We start from the raw sequence: 22,403 nt of genomic DNA, 5'->3' as shown, positions 1-22,403 counted from the left end.
CGCCACCGGGCCAATTAATAACGGCTACTCCTCGATCGCCTGGCGAATTTGCTGCAGCGACGCCGGATCGTCAATGGTCGTCAGATCGCCGGGATCGCGGCCTTCACAGATTGCCTGAATCGTCCGCCTGAGCATTTTACCGGAGCGCGTTTTCGGCAACTGTGACACAAACCAGACGTGTGCCGGACGGCCAAAATTACCAATCTGGCTGTCCACCAGCGCCATTATCGCCTTCTCTTCCGAATGTGCGATGTCGCGATCTTCAAGGCTATCGCTCTGTTTCGGAATAACAAATGCAACCGCCACCTGCCCTTTCAATGCATCTTTCACGCCGACCACCGCCACTTCTGCGACGTTTGGATAGCTGGAAATACTCTCCTCTATCTCACGCGTACCCAGTCGGTGTCCGGCGACGTTAATAACGTCATCCGTACGGCCGAGGATGAAGTAGTAGCCGTCGGCATCGCGAATGCCCCAGTCAAAAGTGGCGTATACCTGACGAGAAAACAGCGACCAGTAGGTATTTACGAACCGTGCGTCATCGCCCCAGATGGTCTGAATACACCCTGGCGGCAGCGGCCCTTCAATGACCAGCATCCCCTTCTCATTCGCTGCACAAGGTTCACCGGTCACCTCATTGAGCAACTGCACGTTATAGCCGTACATCGGCACGCCAGGGCTGCCCAACCGCGAAGGCCTGTCGTCCAGCCCACGGGCGATCGCCATAATTGGCCAGCCGGATTCGGTCTGCCAGTAGTTGTCGATAACCGGGACGCCCAGCGTTTCCGTTACCCAACTGGCGGTCGGTTCGTCCAGCGGTTCCCCGGCCAGATACAGCACCTCCAGCGAGGAGAGATCGTGATTGCGGATCTGCGCGGTCGGGAATTTCTTCAGTACGCGTATCGCCGTTGGCGCGGAGAACATCCGGCTAACCTGATACTTCTCAACAATCTTCCACCACACACCGCAGTCCGGGTACGTTGGCAGCCCTTCGTACACCACCGTCGCCATCCCCGCCAGCAGTGGGGCATACACGATATACGAATGCCCAACCACCCAGCCGATGTCCGACGCGCAGAAGAACACGCCGCCCGCTTTACCGCCGAAAATGGTGTCCATCGTGGTTGCCAGCGCGACCGCATAGCCGCCAACGTCGCGCTGGACGCCCTTCGGTTTACCGGTTGTCCCAGAGGTATAGAGAATGCAGGAGGTTTCATTCGATTCCAGCCACGTCACCGGCACCCGCGCGCCAAGATGCTGTTGGCGCAGCGCGGCAAAGTCGAGGTCGCGCCCCTCTACCCGCGCCATTTTCGCCAAACCACGATCGACCAATACCACATGACGCGGCTGGTGCTGCGCCTGACTGATTGCATCATCGAGCAGCTTTTTATACGGCAGGATCTTGCCCCCGCGCGCGCCGGCATCCGCCGAAACGATAATCACCGGTTGGGCGTCGTCGATGCGTGCCGCCACGCTGTGCGAGGCAAAGCCACCGAACACCACCGAATGGATCGCCCCAATGCGCGCGCAGGCCAGCAGCGTAATGTGCGCCTCGGCGATCATCGGCATATAAACCAGTACCCTGTCGCCGCGCTGTACGCCCAGAGACAATAACATTGCCGCCGCCACGTTCACTTCGTCGTACAGCTGATGAAAGGTAAAGGTACGCTCTTCTTCGGTTTCCGATGACACCGCAATCAGCGCCAGCGCCTCAGGCTGTTTCTCCACCCAGCGGTCGATGGCGTTATGACACAAATTGGTCTTGCCGCCGCAAAACCAGCGGGCAAACGGCGGGTTGCTGTGATCCAGCACCTGCGTATACGGCTGCTGCCAGTCAATACGCTGGGCCTGCTCGGCCCAGAACGACTCCGGTTGCGTAATCGAACGTTGATAAAACTCGCTATAAGACATAATGCTCTCCTGTTGAACTTACGCCTTGCCGCACGCAGGTTTAGATTACATAAAGGTCCATATACTCATTGACCGGCATCTGCTCCAGGCGGGCTCTGTCCAGGGAGACATCCAGAATGCGCTGCTGCTGACGGGTCGGGAACTGACGCGCCAGGTTGATTTTGAACTTCTCGACCAGCTTCGGCATACCGTCGTGACGACGGCGCGCATGACCGATTGGGAACTCCACCACCACTTCTTCAAAACGTGAACCATCGGTGAACTCGAGAGTGATGGCGTTAGCAATGGCACGTTTTTCCGGGTCGTGATAATCGGCAGTAAAGGCCGGATCTTCGAAGCAGGTGATCTTCTCGCGCAGGGCATCAATACGTTTGTCCTGCGCCACGCCGTCTTCGTAATCTGCCGCGGTTAAACGCCCAAACAGCAGCGGAATGGCGACCATATACTGGATGCAGTGATCGCGATCCGCCGGGTTATCCAACGGGCCTTTTTTATCGATGATGCGGATACAGGCTTCGTGGGTGCGAATGGTCACTTTTTCGATATCAGCCGCCGTTTTACCCGCGGCCTGCAGTTGTTCATACAGCGTCATTGCCGCTTCTACCGCGGTCTGCGAGTGGAACTCGGCCGGGAAGGAGATTTTAAACAGCACGTTTTCCATCACGTAAGAGCCGTACGGACGCTGGAAGCGGAACGATTCCCCTTTGAAGGAGACGTCATAAAAGCCCCAGGTTTTCGCCGTCAGCGCAGACGGATATCCCATCTCGCCCGTTTTTGCCATCAACGCCAGACGTACTGCGCGGGAGGTCGCATCGCCTGCCGCCCAGGATTTACGCGTGCCGGTATTTGGCGCATGACGATAGGTACGCAGCGACTGGCCGTCGACCCACGCCAGCGAAACGGCGTTGAGGATTTCATCCCGGCTCAGCCCAAGCATCTCCGCGACCACCGCCGTGGAGGCGACTTTTACCAACAGAACGTGATCCAAACCAACGCGGTTAAAGGAGTTTTCCAGCGCGATACAGCCCTGAATTTCATGGGCTTTGATCATCCCGGTCAGCACTTTTTTCATGGTCAACGGCGCTTTCCCCGCCGCCACCGCGTTGCGTGACAGCCAGTCAGCCGTCGCCAAAATACCGCCGAGGTTATCGGAAGGATGGCCCCATTCCGCGGCCAGCCAGGTGTCGTTGAAGTCCAGCCAGCGGATCATCGCGCCGATGTTAAACGCCGCCTGCACCGGGTCAAGCTGGAACTGGGTGCCCGGTACGCGAACGCCGTTCGGCACTACGGTCCCCGGCACCACCGGTCCTAACAGTTTTTTACAGGCCGGATATTCCAGCGCTTCCAGACCACAGCCAAGGGTGTCGAGCAGGCAATAATGCGCGGTGTCGTACGCCACCTTTGAGGTGATCTCGTAATTCATAACGTAATCAACGATATCAACGATTTCACGGTCAAAGTCTGGGCGAACGTTCGAAATATGTGCGGACATAGGGTACAACTCCTGTTTTTATATTTAGAGGGTTTAATTAGCAACGCTTTTCGATCGGCACAAATACGCGATCTTCCGGGCCGGTGTAGTTGGCGGAAGGACGGATAATTTTGTTGTCCTGGCGCTGTTCGATGATGTGCGCCGCCCAGCCGGTAACGCGGGCGATAACAAACAGCGGAGTGAACATTTCGGTCGGGACGCCCATCATGTTGTAGGAGACCGCCGAGAACCAGTCGAGGTTGGGGAACATCTTTTTCGTTTCCCACATCACCTCTTCCAGACGGTCGGCGATGTTGTACATTTTCAGCGAACCGCCTTCCTGAGAAAGCTGCTTCGCCACGCGTTTAATCACCTGATGACGCGGGTCGGCAATGGTGTAAACCGGGTGACCAAAGCCAATCACCACTTCTTTGTTTTCCACGCGTTTGCGGATATCCGCTTCGGCTTCATCCGGCGTTTCATAACGCTGCTGGATCTCCAGCGACACTTCATTCGCCCCGCCGTGTTTCGGCCCACGCAGCGCGCCAATCGCGCCGATAATCGCGGAATACATATCGGAGCCGGTTCCCGCAATCACACGACTGGTGAAAGTGGATGCGTTAAATTCGTGCTCGGCATACAGCACCAGCGAAATATGCATCGCCTTTTCCCAGCTTTGCGACGGTTTTTCGCCATGCAGCAGATGCAGGAAGTGACCGCCAATGGAATCATCGTCCGTTTCCGGCTGAATGCGCTCGCCGTTATGGCTGTAGTGATACCAGTACAAGAGGATCGAACTGAGGGACGCCAGCAGCTTGTCTGCAATATCGCGCGCGCCGGAAACGGTGTGCCCCTCTTTTTCCGGCAATGTACACCCCAGCGCGGAGACGCCGGTGCGCATCACATCCATCGGGTGGGATGCGGCAGGCAGCGCTTCCAGCACGGTACGCACATTTGCGGGTAAGCCGCGCAGCGCTTTGAGTTTGCTTTTATAGGCGGTGAGTTCGTCGCGGGTAGGTAATTTCCCGTGGATCAGCAGGTGCGCAACTTCTTCAAATTCGCACTGTTGCGCCAGGTCGAGAATATCGTAGCCGCGATAATGCAGGTCGTTACCGCTTTTACCCACGGTGCATAACGCGGTATTTCCGGCGGCGATGCCTGACAGCGCAACCGATTTTTTAGGTTTAATGACATGCGTGTTGTTTTGCAGGATTGTTGTGTCGCTCATGTTGTCCTCGTCATTTTTATAATATGTAGGGTGCTGAGGGTGTGCGAGTAGCTACGCAGGCCGGATAAACGCAGTGCCATCCGGCATTGCCTGATGGCGGCTTCGCCTTATCAGGCCTACGTGGCTACTTTTTTGTGTACAGCGCGTCGAGTTTCTCTTCGAACTGGTAGTAGTTGATGCTTTCGTACAGTTCGTTGCGCGTCTGCATAATGTCGATCACGCTCTTTTGCGTGCCTTCCTGGCGCAGCACGTTGTAGACCCGTTCAGCCGCACGGTTCATGGCGCGGAAGGCAGACAGCGGATACAGGGCCATGGCGACGTTCGCGCTACGCAGTTCATCGGTAGTAAACAGCGGCGTGGCGCCAAATTCGGTAATGTTAGCGAGGATCGGAACCTGCACCGCATCGGCAAACTGGCGGTACATCGCCAACTCGGTAATGGCTTCCGGGAACAGCATGTCGGCCCCCGCTTCAACATATGCCTGGGCACGATCGATGGCCGCTTCTAACCCCTCCACCGCCAACGCATCGGTTCGCGCCATAATCACAAAGTTGGGATCGGTACGCGCATCCACGGCGGCGCGGATCCTGTCGACCATCTCTTCTTTAGAGACGATCGCCTTGTTCGGACGATGCCCGCAACGCTTGGCGCCGATCTGATCTTCAATATGCAGCGCGGCGGCACCGGCTTTGGCAATCGACTTCACGGTACGCGCCACGTTGAACGCCGACGATCCAAAACCAATATCCGCATCCACCAGCAATGGCAGCGGGCAAACATCAGTGATACGACGAATATCGGTCAGTACATCATCAAGGGTAGAAATACCGAGATCCGGCAGACCCAACGACCCCGCCGCAACGCCGCCGCCGGAGAGATAAATCGCCTGATACCCGGCACGCTGAGCCAGCAGCGCGTGGTTGGCGTTGATCGTACCGACGATTTGTAATGGGTTTTCTTTGCTGAGCGCGGCGCGAAACGCCAGCCCTGGAGAGTGTAGAGACATATCCCGTCCTCTTGTTATCAACTTGTTATCATTCGTTGATTTACCTAAAGCAAGGGGTATGCCAAAGACCAAAACTTTTATTCAAATTCCATTTTTACTTTTTAAAACAGATGATTACATTTATAACCTGTATTTTTATTGCACAAAAGCGTGTCAGCTATCGTTTCATGAAACCGACTTGAACGTTTCATTGCAACATTTATGAAACACAACTAAACCCTTATACTCGGTTCCTTACTTTTTGGGTTACTTATGGCTGATACGCATCTTCCGCCGCGGGTGAACGACGACAAACCAGTTATCTGGACGGTTTCGGTCACGCGCCTGTTCGAACTGTTTCGCGACATCAGTCTGGAGTTCGACCACCTGGCGACCATCACTCCTATTCAGCTGGGTTTCGAAAAAGCGGTGGCTTATATCCGTAAGAAGCTGGCCACTGAGCGTTGCGATGCCATCATTGCGGCAGGCTCCAACGGCGCGTATCTGAAAAGCCGTTTATCGATTCCAGTGATCCTGATTAAACCCAGCGGGTTTGACGTACTACAGGCGCTGGCGAAAGCGGGAAAACTGACCTCGTCGATTGGCGTCATTACCTATCAGGAAACCATCCCCGCACTAATCGCCTTTCAAAAGACCTTCAATTTGCAGCTAGAACAGCGCAGCTATATCACCGAAGAAGATGCCCGTGGACAAATCAACGAGCTGAAGGCCAACGGTACCCAGGCGGTGGTCGGCGCGGGGTTGATTACCGACCTGGCGGAAGAAGCAGGTATGACCGGTATTTTTATCTATTCAGCAGCTACCGTGCGCCAGGCTTTTGTCGATGCGCTGGATATGACCCGGCTGACGCTGCGCAGAAACGGGCAATACGCCTCCGGCGACACGCTGCGCACCCGCTATGCGCTGGGGGATATGCGCGGTCACTCTGCGCAAATGGAGCAGGTGCGGCACACCATTATGCTCTACGCCCGTTCGCGTGCGCCGGTGCTGATTCAGGGGGAAACCGGCACGGGTAAAGAGCTGGCGGCGCAGGCTATTCATCGTGAATATTTCACACGTCAGGAGAATCGGCGCGGAAAACCTTCGCCGCCGTTTGTTGCCGTCAACTGTGGTGCCATCACCGAATCATTGTTGGAAGCGGAGCTGTTCGGCTATGAAGATGGCGCGTTTACCGGCTCTCGCCGGGGAGGACGCGCGGGCCTGTTTGAAATTGCCCACGGCGGGACGCTGTTTCTTGATGAGATAGGCGAAATGCCGCTACCGTTACAAACCCGGTTATTGCGCGTGCTGGAAGAAAAAGAGGTCACCCGGGTCGGGGGACATCAGCCGATTCCTGTCGATGTACGGGTGATTAGCGCCACGCACTGCAACCTGGAACAAGAGATGAAACAGGGAGAATTTCGTACCGATCTGTTTTACCGCCTGAGCATTCTGCGCCTCAAACTGCCGCCGCTACGCGAGCGGTTGCCCGATATTCTGCCGCTGGCGGAAGGCTTTTTAAAACAGTCGCTGGCGGAACTGGACGCGCCGTTTTCTGACGCGGTGCGTAAGGGATTAGCCCTGAGCCAGCATACGTTGCTCAATTATGGCTGGCCGGGAAATATCCGCGAGTTGCGCAATATGATGGAGCGTCTGGCGCTGTTTTTAAGCGTCGAACCACAGCCGGAGCTGAACGAACAATTTCTACAGCAGCTGTTACCTGAACTGGCCGCGGTTGCTGCCCCGCCGCAGGTCACTTCATCACTGACGCCGCAGCAGGTACTGGCGCAATTCAATGGCGATAAAACCGCGGCGGCGCAATATCTCGGTATCAGCAGAACTACGTTCTGGCGCAGGCTAAAAGAAAACCCGCCAGTGCAATGACTGGCGGGTATGTTATCTTTCAGTACTGCGCATTATTTTTTCTTGTAAATATTGGCTGTACCGTGGATTTTATTGTCCGTTTGGCCGGAGGTTAATACCACCACATCGGCACCTTTCTCTTCGGCTTTCTTCAGAAGGTCTTCTTTCGCATCAGCGGCTGATACTTCATTACTTGTTGAAATATCACCGATTTTGGTATATTGCGACTCAACCTTTTCAAACTCAAGTTTTGTCATAAATTCCGCGGCATACGCGTTGGACACAACAAAAGCTAACGCACCAATAAGTACTTTAATTCCAGTTTTCATATAAAAGCTCCAGGTTTTGTTATATATGCCATCATCGCCCCCTGAACATTCGCCATGCGAGTCAAGGATGATTAATAAGTAGTTCAGGCCGCTAAAAAGATCCAGAGCTGGCGGAAATATAAAGATATTTTGCGCATCGTGTATAACAGAAGATCCCACGCCGCAGCATTATCCGGCGCAGCGGGGTTACAGAAACCAGGCGTAGACGCTATTTGCAAATTTGAGCTCATTTCACAATACAGTGTGAGTGAATACGCAGAATGACGAGCGCGCTAAAATTATAGTGTTAGCAGTCTAAGCATGCCCCTGGCCCGCTCTCACTAATGGAATCGTTGTCTATGGAACCTTTACACGCCGTCGTACTCACCATCAGCCTGTTTGTTTTAACCTTTTTTAATCCTGGCGCGAACCTGTTCGTGGTGGTGCAAACCAGTCTGGCGTCAGGACGGCGCGCAGGGGTGATGACCGGTCTGGGTGTGGCCTTAGGCGATGCGTTCTACTCCGGCCTCGGGCTCTTTGGCATGGCGACGCTCATTACCCAATGTGAAGAGATATTTTCACTGATTAAAATTGTCGGCGGCGCCTATTTGCTGTGGTTTGCCTGGAACAGTGTTCGCCATCAGGCTACACCGCAAATGCCAACGTTACAGCAGCCGATTTCCGCCCCCTGGTATGTATTTTTCCGCCGCGGGTTATTAACAGATTTGTCTAATCCGCAAACCGTTCTGTTTTTTATTAGTATCTTCTCCGTCACCCTCAGCGCAGAAACGCCTACGTGGGCGAGGCTAATGGCCTGGGCAGGTATTGTGTTGTCTTCCGTTATCTGGCGGATTTTTCTCAGCCAGGCATTTTCTTTGCCCGCTGTGCGCCGTGCGTATGGTCGAATCCAGAGGGTTGCCAGCCGGGTGATAGGCGCCATTATCGGCGTCTTCGCGCTCAGGCTGATTTATGAAGGTGTCAGCCATCGTTAAGCGAGTTTAACTTGACCATTGTGACGTAATTGTCCGTAATACCGCCTGAATTTTTAAATCGCATTTTGAGTGGCAGTGAGATGGAACAGGTTGCTTCGGTAAACGACACATTACTCCTTACAGAATGGCAGGCGTTGTTACGTCAAACATCCCCTGAAGTTCATACGATCCTGACATCATTAAGCGACGAAGAGATCCGCCATTTAGTGAGCGTTTTTTATGACTATATGCTCTCCCATGCGGAGAGCGCATTGTTCCTCAATACAGAACAGGTCAGCACCCGCCTCAGCGGCAGTATGTTTGACTGGCTACGCAGCGTACTTGGTAGCGCGAACGAAGATCTCTCACAACTGCTGGCAAAACAGCGCAAAATTGGCGTGGTGCATGCCCGCATCGGGCTGCCTATCGATCTGGTTAATCGCGGCGCACGCAAGCTGAAAGATGAATTGTATCGGGTCCTGAAAAAGAAAGCGGAATACTCGCCCGCCCTGCTGAGCGATGCCATCTGTTTCAGCAGTCTGGCAATGGATACCGCCCTGGAGGCCATGACCGTCTCCTATTCCCCCAGCTATCAAAACTCACTGCATACCCAGGAACAGTATCGCCTGCAGACCATTTACGATGACGTTAACGTCGAACGCGAGCGGCAAATACGCTCATTTACCGACTGGGAAAATCAGTTTATCTATAACATCGCCACCGGAATGCCTTTCGGTGAGCTGGTCCTTTTGGCGAATTCTGATTTTGGTATGTGGTTCGCACACAAGGTAAAATACATTCTGGGCAACAGCAATCTGCTGAAAGAAATGGAGTCGCTGATTGCGGAAATCGACAACCGCCTGACAACCACGCTGTCGCATCAGCATCAGGCGACAGAACCTGAACGGATGAGCTTGTTGCAGGATGTACGCCAGCTCTCGGCAAAAATCCATTTCCTGCTCGCCTCAATGTTCGACGCGCTGGTGAAGCAGGAAAATGGTAAAGACTCATTGACTCAATTGCTTAACCGACGCTTTATCCCGACCATTATGCGGCGTGAGATCTCGCTGGCGTTACATACCCGGAAGCCCTTTACCCTGGCGATGCTGGATATCGACTACTTTAAGCAAATTAACGACAACTATGGGCATAACACCGGTGATATGACGCTCAAAAACGTCGCGGCGGTTATTTATGATCATATTCGCAGCAGCGATTACGTTTTCCGCTACGGCGGTGAAGAATTTATGATTCTGCTTGTCGAGTCAGATCAGTCTCAGGCCAGTATTATCCTCGAAACGCTACGCATGAAAATTGCCGAGATGCGTATGGCGGCCTCAGCAACAGAAGTGTTTTCTGTTACCGTCAGTATTGGCATCGCCGAATATGACTACCATCCTGACTACAAGCAGTTGGTTGATAAAGCCGATCGGGCACTGTACCTGGCAAAAAGTAATGGCCGTGACCGCATCGAGATATTTCAGGAATAACCTGTTTTCCCACGGAGAAATAAATACCCCGTTAAGGGTATTTATCTGACCTGCGATAAGTATCGGGCTGTTATTTTTATTCAGGTATATACGTACCATAAAAATAACAGCCGCTTAATAAGATGCAAATCAAATACACCAAATCTGAATAGCGCTAGCATATCCCGGTGATGACGCCTTCTGAATGCAGGAGGGGAAATATGAGGGATAGTGTAAAACCATGAACGGGAAAAAGAGAACACGCTGGCAGCGCCGCCCAGGCACGACCGGAGGCAAACTGCCGTGGAATGACTGGCGTAACGCCAGCACCTGGCGAAAAGCCACCCAGTTTCTCCTGCTGGCCAGCAATGTCTATATTGGCGTGACGTTTTATTATTGGGTCCGCTATTTTGAAACTGCCGGTACCAGCGTTTATATTCCAAGACCCGGCGGTATTGAGGGGTGGCTGCCGATCGCGGGTTTGATGAATATCCGCTACACGCTGGAGACCGGTTTTCTCCCGCCCATCCATGCCGCCTCCATGCTGCTGTTAGTTGCGTTTATCCTGATTAGCTTGTTGTTAAAAAAAGCCTTCTGTTCGTGGCTATGCCCGGTTGGCACGCTTTCCGAACTGCTTGGTACTCTGGGAAAAAAAGTATTGGGTCGCAATTTCACGCTTCCGCGCTGGCTGGACATCCCACTGCTCAGTCTGAAGTATCTGCTGTTGGGTTTCTTCCTGTATATCGCTCTGTCGATGCCCGCCCAGGGAATCCAGTACTTTCTGATGTCGGCCTACGGCATGATCATTGACGTGAAGATGCTCGATTTTTTTCGTCATATCGGCTCCGCCACGCTTATTTTCGTGGTAGTTATCAGCGTTCTGAGCCTGTTTATTCGCAATGCCTGGTGCCGTTATCTGTGCCCTTATGGCGCACTGCTTGGCCTGTTTTCACTGCTCTCGCCGTTTAAAATCCGGCGTAATCCAGACAGTTGCATTGACTGCGGTAAATGTGCGAAAAACTGCCCGTCTACTATCCCGGTTGATCGACTGATTCAGGTGCGTACCGTGGAATGTACCGGCTGTATGACCTGCGTTGAATCCTGCCCGGTGGCCTCTACGCTGAGCTTTTCACTGCCCCCCCCTGCGGGGGAACAAGGAAACGGAAAATCGTTATGGCGGCAAACGGCATTGTCAGGCGTTGTCATGACTATCCTGGTGCTGGGTATCCTTTTTGCCACCATTGGCTATGCGGTTTATGCCAATGTCTGGGATACGCCGGTGCCCGATCACATGTATTTCCAGCTAATCCCGAAGGCTAAAATGATCGGCCATTAATTTTTAATAACCCTGCCAATTCTGGCAGGGTTTCCCGCCGGTTCCGCCATTTTAAGACTATTGAACTTGTGCCTTCGCGCCCCGGTTTATACAACCTTAACTATCACCTGTGATCATTCATTTTTTATTATGTTATGGGCGACTGCATCCAATAATAAACGGGACAGCATTATGACTAAAATAAAACTGGCACTGCTATTACCTCTGTTTCTGGCGGGTTGTACGATGAGCGACGGGGAATTAAGAAACGCTTACGCTCAGCATTATCAGCAACCCGCCGCCTATGTCGAGACTTATAAACAGAAGATAGCCAGCATGGATATTAATACCCTGGCCCAATATGCCGCCGCAGAAGATAAGAAAAAAATGCGTGGGCAACCGAGACTGAAAATCGACGAATTCATTACCATTGAGAACGTGCAGGCGAAAGGAAATCGGGTGGTCTACGATTACTCGCTGTCAGAGAAATGGCTGGCGCTGTCTGCGGACAAACAGCGCGAGAAGCAGATCAATATGAATAAGGATCTGATCTACCGTACCTGCTCGCTGGAAACGGTACGTCTGGCGCAGGCGAAAGGGCTGGAAGAAGAGCATAACTATTACAGCCAGTACCCAGACAAAGTCGCCTTCACTCTGAGAACCAGCGCGCAGATTTGTATGCAAAACGGTTTTACGCAATAGCCGCAATCCACTATGCCTGATGCGCTTATCAGGCATACAATTTGCACTCTGTTGTAGACCGGATAAGGCGTCAACGCCGCATCCGGCTAAAGCATCAGAATTTCCAGGATACGCTGCCGACAATGCTGCGCTCAGCGCCGAAGTAGCAGTATGAGAGCGAATTACAGGCCGCAACGTAGCGTTTATCGGTCAGGTTGTTGACGTTCAACTGGGCACTCAGTCCTTTAATACCGATATTCGTTAAATCGTAGCCAATTGCCATATCCACCAACGTATAGGATGGCAGAGTATGCGTATTCAGACGATCGCTGGTGATCCCATTGACATATCGCACGCCCGAGCCGAGCGTCAGACCATCCAGCAGGCCGCTTTTCACATCGTAGCTCAGCCAGGTGCTGGCCTGATTCCGTGGTGCATACACGGCACGCTTGCCCTGCTCCTCCGGACTGCTTTTCTTGTAGCGGATGTCGGTGTAGGTATATGCCGCCTGCAGACGGAAGCTGTCCGTAAGTTGACTAATCGCCTCCAGCTCCACCCCTTCAGATTCAATTTCCCCAATCGAGCGGTACGGATCGGTCGGCTCTTCTTTGGTGGCGATATTGGTTTGATTAATGCGGAACACCGACGCGCTGAACTGACTGTTAAGCCCTTCCGGCTCATATTTCAGCCCCGCTTCCCACTGCTTGCCTTTCATCGGATCCAGCAGATTGCCGTTCTCATCGGCAAAGCTGGTTGGCGTAAAGGCGGTGGAATAGCTCACGTACGGCGCAAAGCCATTATCGAACAAGTAGAGCAATGCGGCGCGAGTACTAAAGTTGTTTTTATCCAGATCGCTGCGGGTATCGTTGATCTTATCAATATTAGACACGCTGACCTGATCGTAGCGACCGCCGAGCGTAATACGCCAACGATCCCATGACATCTGATCCTGCAAATAGTAGCCCGTCTGGCGCAGCTTGTGCTTCTCACGCGCATACATGTCGATATAATCCGGCTTCGCGCCATACACCGGGTTAAAAGCGTCGATCGGCGGGAATGCGCCGTAGTAGCCGGTGGTATTGTTGCTGCGATCCTGATAATCAATGCCCACCAGCAGACGATGGTTGACCTGCCAGGTATCAAAGCTGCCGTCGAGCTGGTTATCCAGCGTAATCGCCGACATTTTTTCATCAGAGCCGGAATAGCCGCGATTAAGCTCGGTTTCGTTCAACCAGCCCGCCGCATACACCTGGTTCAGTTCAACGTCGGTATGCAGATAGCGCAGCTTTTGCCGCACCGACCAGCCGCTATCAAACATGTGCTCAATATTGTAGCCCACCATGTTTTCACGGCGATCGTATTTGTCGTAATCATCCTCACCTTCGTAAAAGGTGTTGGAGATCTTTTGCCCGTAATGCGGAACCACGGTGCCGTCATAAGGCAGACCGGAGTGGCTACCGCCTTCCGGGTCGCGATGCAGATAGGCCATCAGATCCAGACGCGTCTGGTCGGTGATCCGCCAGGTCAGACTGGGCATCAGCGCGTAACGCTCTTCTTTCAATGGGCCAAACTGTGAGTCAGCGTAACGCGTCATCCCGCTCAGGCGCGCCGCCACACGATCGTTATCATCCAGCGCTCCGGTGACGTCAAACGCCGCGCCGCGCTGGTTATTGTTGCCGGCAAACAGCTTCACTTCCCCACCCGCGTCAAACGACGGCTTGCGCGACGTCAACGCGACGATCCCCCCCGGAGAAGAACGCCCGTACAGCACGGAAGCCGGGCCGCGCACCACTTCGATATCTTCAAGGAACCACGGATCGACCACCAGCGAGCTATGTGAGTTGGTGTCGCCCATCATCTTCAGACCATCGAGATAGACGTTGTCCAGGCTGCCATCGGAGAAGCCGCGCAGCACAATGTAGTCAAAGCGGTTGGAGGCGCCAATCTGGTTGCTGTATACCCCCGGCGTATAGCTAACGGCCTGACGCACGCTGGTTGCACCCTGCTCTTCAAACTGTTCGCGGGTAATGATGGATACCGATTGCGGGGTTTCAATATCCGGCGTGGCAAGCTTAGTAGCCCCGCTCTGCATTTGCGAGGTGACAACGACTGTATCGTTTTTTGTTGTTTCCTGCGCCAGCAGAGGAAAAGCCACGCTGCCGGTCACCCATCCTACCAGCAGCGCCAACCGAGTCTTCGCGAACATGAGTATCTCCAAAGGCATTTCTAATTGTAAGTGAGAATTATTACCTTTTTGCTGACGGAGATAGCTATGCCGGATGCCAGATTACCTATGCGCAGTGCCAAATTGTCTGCCAGCAACGTGCGCAAAACGCAAAAATGGATTAGCAAAGCTTGAGCATATCGCCTGGCGAAAAACCGTAACGACGACGAAAGGCGGTAGAGAAGTTGGTGGCGTGCTGGTATCCCGACATCCAGGCTGCCTGCTGTACGCTGTATCCTTCCAGTAAATAACCGCGAGCGCGTTCCAGGCGGCAATCGCGCAGGTAATCAAAGACCGAACAGCCATAGGCTGCGCGAAACTTGCTACGCAGACTACTGGGACTCATTGCCGCGCGTTGCGCCAGTTCATTGAGCGTGTGGTCATTCTCAGGATTCTGTTCCAACAGGCGACGAACGACTTCCAGCCGCTGCTGTTCACCGCTGGCGGCGAGGCGTTTGCCGCTCTCGACCTGGCACACGCTGAGGCCATGGCCGAACAGTTGCAATATCAGCCCTTCCAGCATCAACTGGCGAGAAACATTGCTGAGCGTGATCTGCTGCGCATACTCCAGGCCACTGAGTAAAAATCCCGGCACCTGCCAGATAAGCGTCGGCGTCTGGCATCTTTCCCACTCACGCATCAACGATTCGAGCAGCCCCGTGCGCCACGCTCCGCCGGGATACAGACCGAGAGATAAGGTTCGCAGTTTGCAGTCGGCATGATGGCGGGCGCGCATCGTCTGGTGCTCGCTCAGGCGTGAGCTAAACGCCATGCCGGAACGCACCACGTGTTCCTGACCGTTAAGCGAGAGGACCACACAGCCTTCCAGTACCACCAACATATACAGGGGACTGCTGTGGCGGGAGGTGGTTTCGTAGGGTTGCAATACCTGTACATCAGAGTGCGTCACGCACATCCCGCAGGGGAGCGTCATCTCCTCAATTTCACCTTGCAGCACAGGGCTAGCAGACGGCAAGTCCGGCTTTTGTGCCAGTTGGGGAAAGCGATAGTCGATCCCGTAACGCTCACCAAAATCCATAAACTCGCTGACGGAAAAAGTACGGGCTACGCGTCTGGACGCATTCAGAGTGGTGTTGTTCATGCTGTCTTCTGCACAGAAAATGGGATTAACAGTTTATGGCCAGGAGCAACATTACCATTCCCTGCGCAACACAACAATAATAATGAGAATTATTATCAATATGATTAAGGCGCTTTTCCTGACAGCCAGCCATCTCATCAGACTGAATTTACAGCTGATGAGATGGCATGTTCTACTGCTTGTCCTGCGTACCCTCCTGCGGCTTTTCATCAACCTGAAACACAGCCACGGCCTGGGAAAGCATTGCCGACTGCTCTTCCACACTGCCTGTCGTGGCGGCGATTTCCTCAACCAGAGACGCGTTTTGTTGAGTGACTTGCTCCATTTGCGTGACAGCAACGCGGATCTGCTCAATGCCGCTACTCTGTTCCCCCGATGCGCCGGATATATCTTCCATGAGTATATTGATATTGCGTATTGCCTTAGCAATGTCCGCCATCATAGCCCCACTGCTTTCAGCTATCTCCACCCCTTCCTTGACGCTGATTGCCGCTTTGGCAACCAGTTCGCTAATTTCTTTCGCTGAGGAGGCGCTACGTTGGGCAAGGGTTCTGACTTCACTCGCTACAACGGCAAATCCACGCCCGGATTCGCCAGCGCGCGCCGCTTCTACCGCGGCGTTTAAAGCGAGAATGTTGGTCTGGAAAGCAATACTATCAATCACATGAGAGATTTCATTCACGCTTTGCGCGTTGCGGCTGATCAGGTGAATTTTCTCAACCATGTCGCTCATTAAGCGCTCGCCACGCAATGCCATTTCCGTGCTTTCACTCGTCATGGCAGAAGCCTGATGTGATTTATCGGTGTTATTTTTGGTTGTTACGGAAATCTGTTCCATACTGGCCGCCGTTTCAACCACTGCCGCAGCCTGTTGCTCCGTTCGGGTGGATAAGTCTGAATTACCCGAAGCAATTTCCTGCATTCCGATATTAATAGACTCAACGCCATCGCGAATTGTACTGACAGTCTCCCGCAGGCCGTTTTGCATGTGTTGTAAATTTAAACACAGTAAGCCAATTTCATTGTTACCCGGCACCTTAACGGGATGACTCAGATCGCCTTTACCAATCCGTGAAAAATGCTCAGACACGATATTTAATGGCCGAATGATTGTTCGGTTTATCCAGATATTGCAGAGAATAAAGATAAGAACTGTAACGGCCAGCAGCAAGGATATTTTAAGTATTGAGACATTAAACTGAACGTGTGTCTGCTCTACGATATTTTTACCGACCAACATGGTTGATTTATAGTAGTTCTCAATCTCCTTATCAAAATTTTTTCGCAAAGCCAGCAGCTCAGTGTTGGCATTTGCTTGTGTACCGACAAGACTACCGTTAGAAATAGCCTCATTTAATTTATCAACATACTTTTGTTCAGCATTCATTTGTTGCTCAAAAGCAGTTCTGACGATTTTACCAATCTGGGGATCATCCGCCGTCAGTCCAGGTATATCCCAAAAAATAGCGAACTGCTTTCTGGCATAGGCGATCTCATCCTGTACCTGTCTCAATTTTTGTTGGGTAGCAGCCATATCTTGCAGTTGAATATTATCTAGAACGCTTCTTACTTTATAAACAGCCCCAACGACGTTATGCAGCGAATCCTGTTCCTTTACTATATTATGCAGTAGAAGGGTACTTTTTTGATTTCCTTTGAGATCGACCAACTCAAACCCATTAGAAAGGAACTGCATAAAGGTAAATACCAAAAGCAATAATAACAGACTGGTTTTAACCCTCATATTCTTTAACATTTGAACATCTCCATAACAATTAGACAATCATCTCTGACTAAATTGTTATCGACACGCCACGTAATACCTTAACCTAAAAATGGTTAATTATGAGAAAGTTTCCCGGCTCAACATAGCATAATAAATTACGTACACCGTCGTATACATGGCGGCAAATCGCCGTTTTATTACCGGGAACAATCACACTATAAAAAAACCAATATTAATATTATTTATGAATGAAAAAAAAACAGTTATATTAAACATCATGCGCCACTGAGAATGGGCACGATAGCCGTATCTGACTGGCATAAAACGAACAAAGCAGCAGCCAAACGTCAGAGAATATAGACGGTAACTTTTTCCTGAAGATCTGCCGGCACCCTTACCCATGACATTGAATCAACTGCAATTGTCGCCATTTCATTTTCTAACCGAAGTAGCGGCGTGCTGTCATCTGGCGCAGAAGAACTTTCGCCAATCTCGAGAATGCCCCGAAAAGTTATAGATAAATTGTCAGCGGCATCAGACAACCTAATCCATTCGGTCGCGATCTCTAACTTTTGCTTTAACAATTCTCTGTTCATAACTTGTGCTAATCATTACTTATCAGTAAGAAACTGGAAGTGATGAAATTCATTTGAAATATCCTTCACAAACTCTACCGGCAGGTGGTGTTTGATGAAGGTTAATTTTGCGAACTCAACATCACCATACACCCGGATACAGAAAGGCTTGACTATCTCGCCCTGAGTACCAAAGCACTCCTGGAGTCGGGTATCATCCATAAAAATAAAGTTACCCTTTCTCACTTTAATCTTATCATGCAGGTTACGCCACTTCTCTGGTGTGAGTAGAAAGTTCTGCCATCCATTATTTCTCAATATTTCAATCGTGTGGGTGAATTTAAAATAATCATTTTGCATTGTCACATCACCACTTGAGGTGGCGTACAAGTATTCAATTTTAAATTTTAGTTGTGCATTAATGTTTTTTTTCTTGCCTTCATCAATTAACCATTGAAGCTCATTGGCAACACTTCGTGAGAAGAGTTTTCTTTTTTTTGCGATAGCCAACCAATGCATAATAAAAATATGCTCTGACATTTTAGAGTGGATCTTGTGATCCTGTATTGCGATACCAATTGCCACTAACGCGCTCCAGGTAAACGCTTCCAGCTCATCCTGATAATGATGCCTCGATTTACTCACTTTTCCTAAATTTTTTACCACTTAAAACCCACCCAGAAAAAATCATTATTGTATTTAATTTGTTACTGCTCAATTTAAAAACCTACTACAACTAAAATCAGCATAATATGATCCAGATTAATTTATCTCAATGTAAAAAAAGAGCCATGAAACACATTATTTTTATTAACCATTTATAGTTAACAAGGTTGACCACAAATAATAAGAATAGCTCGATAAAGATGAAAACTAATAATTATCCCCCGTAATCAATACACCAACGTATCAAACCAGAAAACCTCCAGATTCAATGAACCAGAGGTTTGTCTGTGCCTGCAATTGTTAGTAGAAAATACCGATGATTAGCGTATGGGTAACAAAGCCGACAATCAACGGCACGGCGGTGCGTTTAACCACATCGAATGGGGTTATTTTTGCCCCGCTGGAAACGGCGATCACCACGCCAGATACCGGTGAAATGGCCCGTCCCATATGCGATGCCTGCTGCATCGGCAGAATCATGGCAACGGCGTTAGCCCCCATACTGGCAGCGATTTGCGGGATAAGCTCAACGAATGCCAGAAATGGCGCGTTACCCGATCCCATAATGATAGCCGCCGCAAGCGTTACCAGCGCAAACACCACCGCCATGGCGAATGGCGGTAATCCCACATGTTCGGCCATCAGGATTAATTGATCAATTGCACCAATGACTTTAATACCATGAGCAAAAACACCCGCCGCTACCAGCAGTCCTACTACACCGGTAAAGGCAGTACCCATTCCTTTCAGAAAATGGCTAAACCCTTCGCACACCGCCTTTAAATCTCGCACCCGTAGCCATTCAATCAACATACAGATAGCCATTGAAATAAGCACAATGGTAATGATATTCAGGTTAATACCACTGACGAACATTTCGGAGGATCCCACTGCCATCAGTATCGGAAGCATGGGAAGCAGCGCATAAAAAGCAGGCGCTTTCCCTGAGTCAGTCACTTCAGTGCTACCGATTTCCCGTGGTAAGGTCCCCGCTTTACGGTCGCAATAGCGCTGCCAGAAAAAATGGCAGACTCCCACGACCAAAACGGTAGCCAGAGCTGCCGGTCCCTGGTGGTAGACAACGTATTCCACCACATCCATATTGACCGCTTTCGACCCCCTGATAGCATCGATTGCCGTTGGGGTGTACGCCACACCAAGCGAGGTGGCAATTACCCCGGCAGCAGAGGCAGCGGAAAGCCCTAATCCCAGCATAATGGGGAACATTGTTCCCATCAGCAGTACGGCGAGTCCAGTGGCGGAAGGAATAGCTAACTGCAGGAGACTGGCGAGCAGGTACGAGAAAAAAAGCAGAATATAGGGCGAACGCAGCGCACGCAGGGGTTTTGTGACGACACGCACCACCGCCTCATTTGCACCGATATGATCCATGTAGTGCGCAAATCCCATCAGCGCCATGATCATCAGGCCAAGATCGGCAGCTCGCGTGCTGAAAAGATCGCGCATAACCTCGAACGGATCGAGAAAGGAAATCCCCGTGCCAGCAACGCCTTTCGGTAGTACGGAACCCCACCCGGTGAGTGCGGTGCAAATCATCAGCACCAAACCCGCAATAAATAGCACGGGCTCGGCACGATAACCTTTCAGGATCAGACGCGCGACTACCACGATAACCAGCAGGGCAATTAACACCTGAATCATGACTGAGCTCTCCGCTGCGTGAACTCAGCAAAGGTTTCCTCAATAACCGATACCACGACATCGCTGGCGGCCCGCAGTGAACGCACCGGCAGATATTCATAGATTGAGTGAAAATTATGAGCACCGGTAAAAATATTCGGGCATGGCAATCCTTTCTGCGATAAAACCGCACCATCATATCCGCCGCGCATGGCGACAGGAGCCGGGGTAATCCCACATTTCTGATAGGCGCGTAATGCAATATCAATCGGATAGTGAGCATCACCCTGCAAACTATTGAACACGTTCGCATAGCGATCGGCTAAATGACAGACCACGCTATTTTCGCCCCATAGAGCGCAGGTACTGACGGCAAGCTGACGGATAAATGCCATACGCGCCTTATAGCCTTCTTCGCTAAAGTCGCGGATATCCAGCTTAAGCACCGTGCGGGCGCTGTTACCCTGCAACTGCTTAACCCAGTAATAACCTTCGCGCCCTTCCGTATATTCAGGCGCTTCTCCGCCAGGCAGCATCGCAATAAACTTATGCGCCATCAGCAGCGAGTTCTTCAGCTTACCTTTGGCTGACATGGGGTGCGCAGACTGGCCGGTAAAGATGATTTCCGCATCGCCCGCATTCCAGTTCTCATAAACAAACTCCCCGATACCGCAACAATCCAGGGTGTAACCAAAATCAGCGCCGAAGCTCGCAACATCAAACGCTTTTGCGCCACGTAATCCTTGCTCTTCATCAGGCACAAAACCCACCTTCACCGGCCCATGTTTGATTTCCGGATGTGCCACCAGATACTGTAATGCGTTCATAATTGCGGCGATGGCTGCTTTATCATCAGCCCCTAACAGACTGGTTCCGTCAGTGACGAGCAGATCATCACCGATATAATTTTTCAGTTCCGGGAATTCGCTTTCGCGCAGAAAAATATTCAGCTCTTTGTTCAGACACAAATCCCCACCGCTATAGTGAAGACGTTGTGCATTTGTGTCCGCAGTCTGTTCCGCGCTGGTATCCAGATGTCCAAAGAATGAAACGACAGGAACCGTGTCATCAGTATTCCCGGGAAGTGTTGCCGTTACGATAGCGGTATCCCTGACCTCAATGTTTTCCATTCCTAATGCTTCAAGTTCTGCTGCAAGCAGTTTTGCCAGTACCATTTGACCAGCAGAAGAAGGCATTATCCCATTGGCGCCGTTTTCTCTTGAAGTCGTGGTATTAATTTTGGTGTAGTTGATAAAACGTTCAACAATATCCATTCCAGGAGGTCCTTTAATATTTTATTGACGAAATACTGTGAGAGGAGGCTCGCGTACAGCGCGAGTGATATAAAACAGGGAACTGGATAAAACCAGCGTTCATCCCGGAACGCTGGTTTTATGAACATTACGACGTTGATTTATATAAATGAATATAAATTATGCCTGTGATAAAACGCCTTACTGATGGGTAAAATCATACTCCCTGTCCGTGTTTACTGCTATTTCCCATGGTGTTTAGCTAACAGAAATCATAAACGGTACTCGTAAGCCTAAGAGATAATAGAAATCATTTAGACTCCACTCATCCATACCGGCCTAAGATATACCATCGCTATATTTTTTTAATGAACGAATACTGTAACTGCAACATGCAACCGTTTGCACTTCTCTAGAAATAGCCACTTAGCGCACTAAAATCCGTGAACAAACTCACAATTATATCAATAGCAAAAATTTCTATCATACTGAAAAACCGTGAATTATAAGAAATACTATATAGTCCCTTGGTAAATAGATTCATTATGATACTATTCGACATTACCTTATTATCGATGGATAATACTTCCCTAACCATTAATTTTAAACATTACCCACCATAATATTTGTATATATTGGTGATTAATAAAATCCTGCACCGGCAAAAAAAACCTCTGCCCTGAGAAGAGATTCAGGGCAGAGGTAATACGGGTGTTAAGGACAGATTTATAGTTTTAGTGATAACGGAAGAGCTTCTTGCGGAACCGAGTATACACAACTCGCAACATTAAGAAAATTCTTAAAATTGATTAATCGCAAACTCGGTAGAAAATTATTAAAATAATAAAAAATACCTTATCAAAAAGGCAAATAAAACCTCGCAAATATTAACCTATACTAATCAATTACATGGTACTGAATGCGCTCAAAATGCTGAGTTACCACAGACATCACGCTATGCACAGACAGAATATCAAATTAATTTAATACTTTAATAAATGTCTCACATAACGA

The 22,403-nt window shown here is 50.7% G+C and carries 17 protein-coding genes and 1 pseudogene; 5 read left to right on the top strand and 13 right to left on the bottom strand.

The features are described 5' to 3' along the window. Positions 1 to 24 precede the first annotated feature (24 nt). The 4 genes from prpE to prpB form a co-directional block, all read right to left on the bottom strand. Positions 25 to 1,911, bottom strand: a complete 1,887-nt coding sequence (prpE, locus tag FHD02_RS14090; protein WP_220393995.1) for a propionate--CoA ligase — start codon at positions 1,909 to 1,911, stop codon at positions 25 to 27. Positions 1,912 to 1,951: 40 nt separating this feature from the next. Then, positions 1,952 to 3,403, bottom strand: a complete 1,452-nt coding sequence (locus FHD02_RS14085; RefSeq protein ID WP_220393994.1) for a bifunctional 2-methylcitrate dehydratase/aconitate hydratase — start codon at positions 3,401 to 3,403, stop codon at positions 1,952 to 1,954. Positions 3,404 to 3,440: 37 nt separating this feature from the next. Next, positions 3,441 to 4,610, bottom strand: coding sequence for a 2-methylcitrate synthase (prpC, locus tag FHD02_RS14080; protein ID WP_042310274.1), 1,170 nt, complete (start codon positions 4,608 to 4,610; stop codon positions 3,441 to 3,443). Positions 4,611 to 4,734: 124 nt separating this feature from the next. Continuing rightward, on the bottom strand, positions 4,735 to 5,616 hold the full coding sequence (gene prpB / locus FHD02_RS14075) for a methylisocitrate lyase (RefSeq protein WP_069323901.1): 882 nt from the start codon (positions 5,614 to 5,616) through the stop codon (positions 4,735 to 4,737). A gap of 252 nt (positions 5,617 to 5,868) precedes the next feature. On the opposite strand from prpB, the gene prpR reads away from it, so the two are divergent. Further along, complete coding sequence (gene prpR, locus FHD02_RS14070) at positions 5,869 to 7,479, top strand: propionate catabolism operon regulatory protein PrpR (protein WP_137349051.1); 1,611 nt, start codon at positions 5,869 to 5,871, stop codon at positions 7,477 to 7,479. Positions 7,480 to 7,511: 32 nt separating this feature from the next. Here the strand turns inward: prpR and yahO are convergent, their stop codons facing one another. After that, positions 7,512 to 7,787, bottom strand: a complete 276-nt coding sequence (gene yahO, locus FHD02_RS14065; RefSeq protein WP_137359910.1) for a DUF1471 family periplasmic protein YahO — start codon at positions 7,785 to 7,787, stop codon at positions 7,512 to 7,514. 338 nt (positions 7,788 to 8,125) lie between these two features. On the opposite strand from yahO, the gene FHD02_RS14060 reads away from it, so the two are divergent. From FHD02_RS14060 to FHD02_RS14045, 4 genes are all read left to right on the top strand, one after another. Continuing rightward, the gene (locus FHD02_RS14060) at positions 8,126 to 8,758 is read left to right on the top strand and encodes a LysE family transporter (protein WP_042310278.1); all 633 of its coding nucleotides are present in this window, start codon (positions 8,126 to 8,128) and stop codon (positions 8,756 to 8,758) included. Positions 8,759 to 8,838: 80 nt separating this feature from the next. After that, a complete protein-coding gene (locus FHD02_RS14055) occupies positions 8,839 to 10,227 on the top strand; it encodes a diguanylate cyclase (protein ID WP_220393993.1) in 1,389 nt (462 codons plus the stop codon). Positions 10,228 to 10,447: 220 nt separating this feature from the next. Then, the gene (locus tag FHD02_RS14050) at positions 10,448 to 11,542 is read left to right on the top strand and encodes a 4Fe-4S binding protein (RefSeq protein WP_137371411.1); all 1,095 of its coding nucleotides are present in this window, start codon (positions 10,448 to 10,450) and stop codon (positions 11,540 to 11,542) included. A 171-nt stretch (positions 11,543 to 11,713) separates the two neighbouring features. Further along, a complete protein-coding gene (locus FHD02_RS14045; RefSeq protein ID WP_061383018.1) occupies positions 11,714 to 12,223 on the top strand; it encodes a hypothetical protein in 510 nt (169 codons plus the stop codon). Between the two features lie 94 nt (positions 12,224 to 12,317). Here FHD02_RS14045 and foxA read toward each other — a convergent pair whose 3' ends face one another. The 8 genes and pseudogenes from foxA to pepT all read right to left on the bottom strand — a co-directional run bounded on the left by foxA (position 12,318) and on the right by pepT (position 21,410). Beyond that, complete coding sequence (foxA, locus tag FHD02_RS14040) at positions 12,318 to 14,426, bottom strand: ferrioxamine B receptor FoxA (RefSeq protein ID WP_137359907.1); 2,109 nt, start codon at positions 14,424 to 14,426, stop codon at positions 12,318 to 12,320. A 121-nt stretch (positions 14,427 to 14,547) separates the two neighbouring features. After that, positions 14,548 to 15,528, bottom strand: coding sequence for an AraC family transcriptional regulator (locus FHD02_RS14035; protein WP_079225323.1), 981 nt, complete (start codon positions 15,526 to 15,528; stop codon positions 14,548 to 14,550). A 172-nt stretch (positions 15,529 to 15,700) separates the two neighbouring features. Next, entirely contained in the window at positions 15,701 to 16,450 is a 750-nt protein-coding gene (locus FHD02_RS24875) for a methyl-accepting chemotaxis protein (RefSeq protein WP_371415455.1), read from the bottom strand. Positions 16,451 to 16,507: 57 nt separating this feature from the next. After that, positions 16,508 to 17,272 (bottom strand): annotated as a pseudogene (locus tag FHD02_RS24870) (HAMP domain-containing protein); the annotation flags it as partial. A gap of 329 nt (positions 17,273 to 17,601) precedes the next feature. Continuing rightward, the gene (locus FHD02_RS14025; RefSeq protein ID WP_061383023.1) at positions 17,602 to 17,850 is read right to left on the bottom strand and encodes a hypothetical protein; all 249 of its coding nucleotides are present in this window, start codon (positions 17,848 to 17,850) and stop codon (positions 17,602 to 17,604) included. A 15-nt stretch (positions 17,851 to 17,865) separates the two neighbouring features. Further along, positions 17,866 to 18,495, bottom strand: coding sequence for a DUF2913 family protein (locus FHD02_RS14020; RefSeq protein WP_137359905.1), 630 nt, complete (start codon positions 18,493 to 18,495; stop codon positions 17,866 to 17,868). Between the two features lie 300 nt (positions 18,496 to 18,795). Continuing rightward, complete coding sequence (gene dcuC, locus FHD02_RS14015) at positions 18,796 to 20,157, bottom strand: C4-dicarboxylate transporter DcuC (protein WP_061383026.1); 1,362 nt, start codon at positions 20,155 to 20,157, stop codon at positions 18,796 to 18,798. Then, positions 20,154 to 21,410, bottom strand: a complete 1,257-nt coding sequence (pepT, locus tag FHD02_RS14010; RefSeq protein WP_220393992.1) for a peptidase T — start codon at positions 21,408 to 21,410, stop codon at positions 20,154 to 20,156. The genes dcuC and pepT overlap by 4 nt, the downstream gene beginning before the upstream one ends. Positions 21,411 to 22,403: the final 993 nt, after the last annotated feature.

Source organism: Citrobacter sp. EC_71 (assembly GCF_019584005.1).
GTDB classification, from domain to species: Bacteria; Pseudomonadota; Gammaproteobacteria; order Enterobacterales; family Enterobacteriaceae; genus Citrobacter; species Citrobacter werkmanii.
Note: the sequence above shows the minus strand (reverse complement) of the source record. Positions and strands in the feature narration are given on the sequence as shown.

Excerpts from the sequence above, each read along its gene's own strand:
- FHD02_RS14025 (WP_061383023.1), bottom strand. The coding sequence starts at position 17,850 with ATGAACAGAGAATTGTTAAAGCAAAAGTTAGAGATCGCGACCGAATGG.
- prpE (WP_220393995.1), bottom strand. The coding sequence starts at position 1,911 with ATGTCTTATAGCGAGTTTTATCAACGTTCGATTACGCAACCGGAGTCG.
- yahO (WP_137359910.1), bottom strand. The coding sequence starts at position 7,787 with ATGAAAACTGGAATTAAAGTACTTATTGGTGCGTTAGCTTTTGTTGTG.
- FHD02_RS14055 (WP_220393993.1), top strand. The coding sequence starts at position 8,839 with ATGGAACAGGTTGCTTCGGTAAACGACACATTACTCCTTACAGAATGG.
- dcuC (WP_061383026.1), bottom strand. The coding sequence starts at position 20,157 with ATGATTCAGGTGTTAATTGCCCTGCTGGTTATCGTGGTAGTCGCGCGT.
- prpB (WP_069323901.1), bottom strand. The coding sequence starts at position 5,616 with ATGTCTCTACACTCTCCAGGGCTGGCGTTTCGCGCCGCGCTCAGCAAA.
- prpC (WP_042310274.1), bottom strand. The coding sequence starts at position 4,610 with ATGAGCGACACAACAATCCTGCAAAACAACACGCATGTCATTAAACCT.
- FHD02_RS14085 (WP_220393994.1), bottom strand. The coding sequence starts at position 3,403 with ATGTCCGCACATATTTCGAACGTTCGCCCAGACTTTGACCGTGAAATC.
- FHD02_RS14045 (WP_061383018.1), top strand. The coding sequence starts at position 11,714 with ATGACTAAAATAAAACTGGCACTGCTATTACCTCTGTTTCTGGCGGGT.
- foxA (WP_137359907.1), bottom strand. The coding sequence starts at position 14,426 with ATGCCTTTGGAGATACTCATGTTCGCGAAGACTCGGTTGGCGCTGCTG.
- pepT (WP_220393992.1), bottom strand. The coding sequence starts at position 21,410 with ATGGATATTGTTGAACGTTTTATCAACTACACCAAAATTAATACCACG.
- FHD02_RS14035 (WP_079225323.1), bottom strand. The coding sequence starts at position 15,528 with ATGAACAACACCACTCTGAATGCGTCCAGACGCGTAGCCCGTACTTTT.
- prpR (WP_137349051.1), top strand. The coding sequence starts at position 5,869 with ATGGCTGATACGCATCTTCCGCCGCGGGTGAACGACGACAAACCAGTT.
- FHD02_RS14050 (WP_137371411.1), top strand. The coding sequence starts at position 10,448 with ATGAACGGGAAAAAGAGAACACGCTGGCAGCGCCGCCCAGGCACGACC.
- FHD02_RS24875 (WP_371415455.1), bottom strand. The coding sequence starts at position 16,450 with ATGCAGGAAATTGCTTCGGGTAATTCAGACTTATCCACCCGAACGGAG.
- FHD02_RS14060 (WP_042310278.1), top strand. The coding sequence starts at position 8,126 with ATGGAACCTTTACACGCCGTCGTACTCACCATCAGCCTGTTTGTTTTA.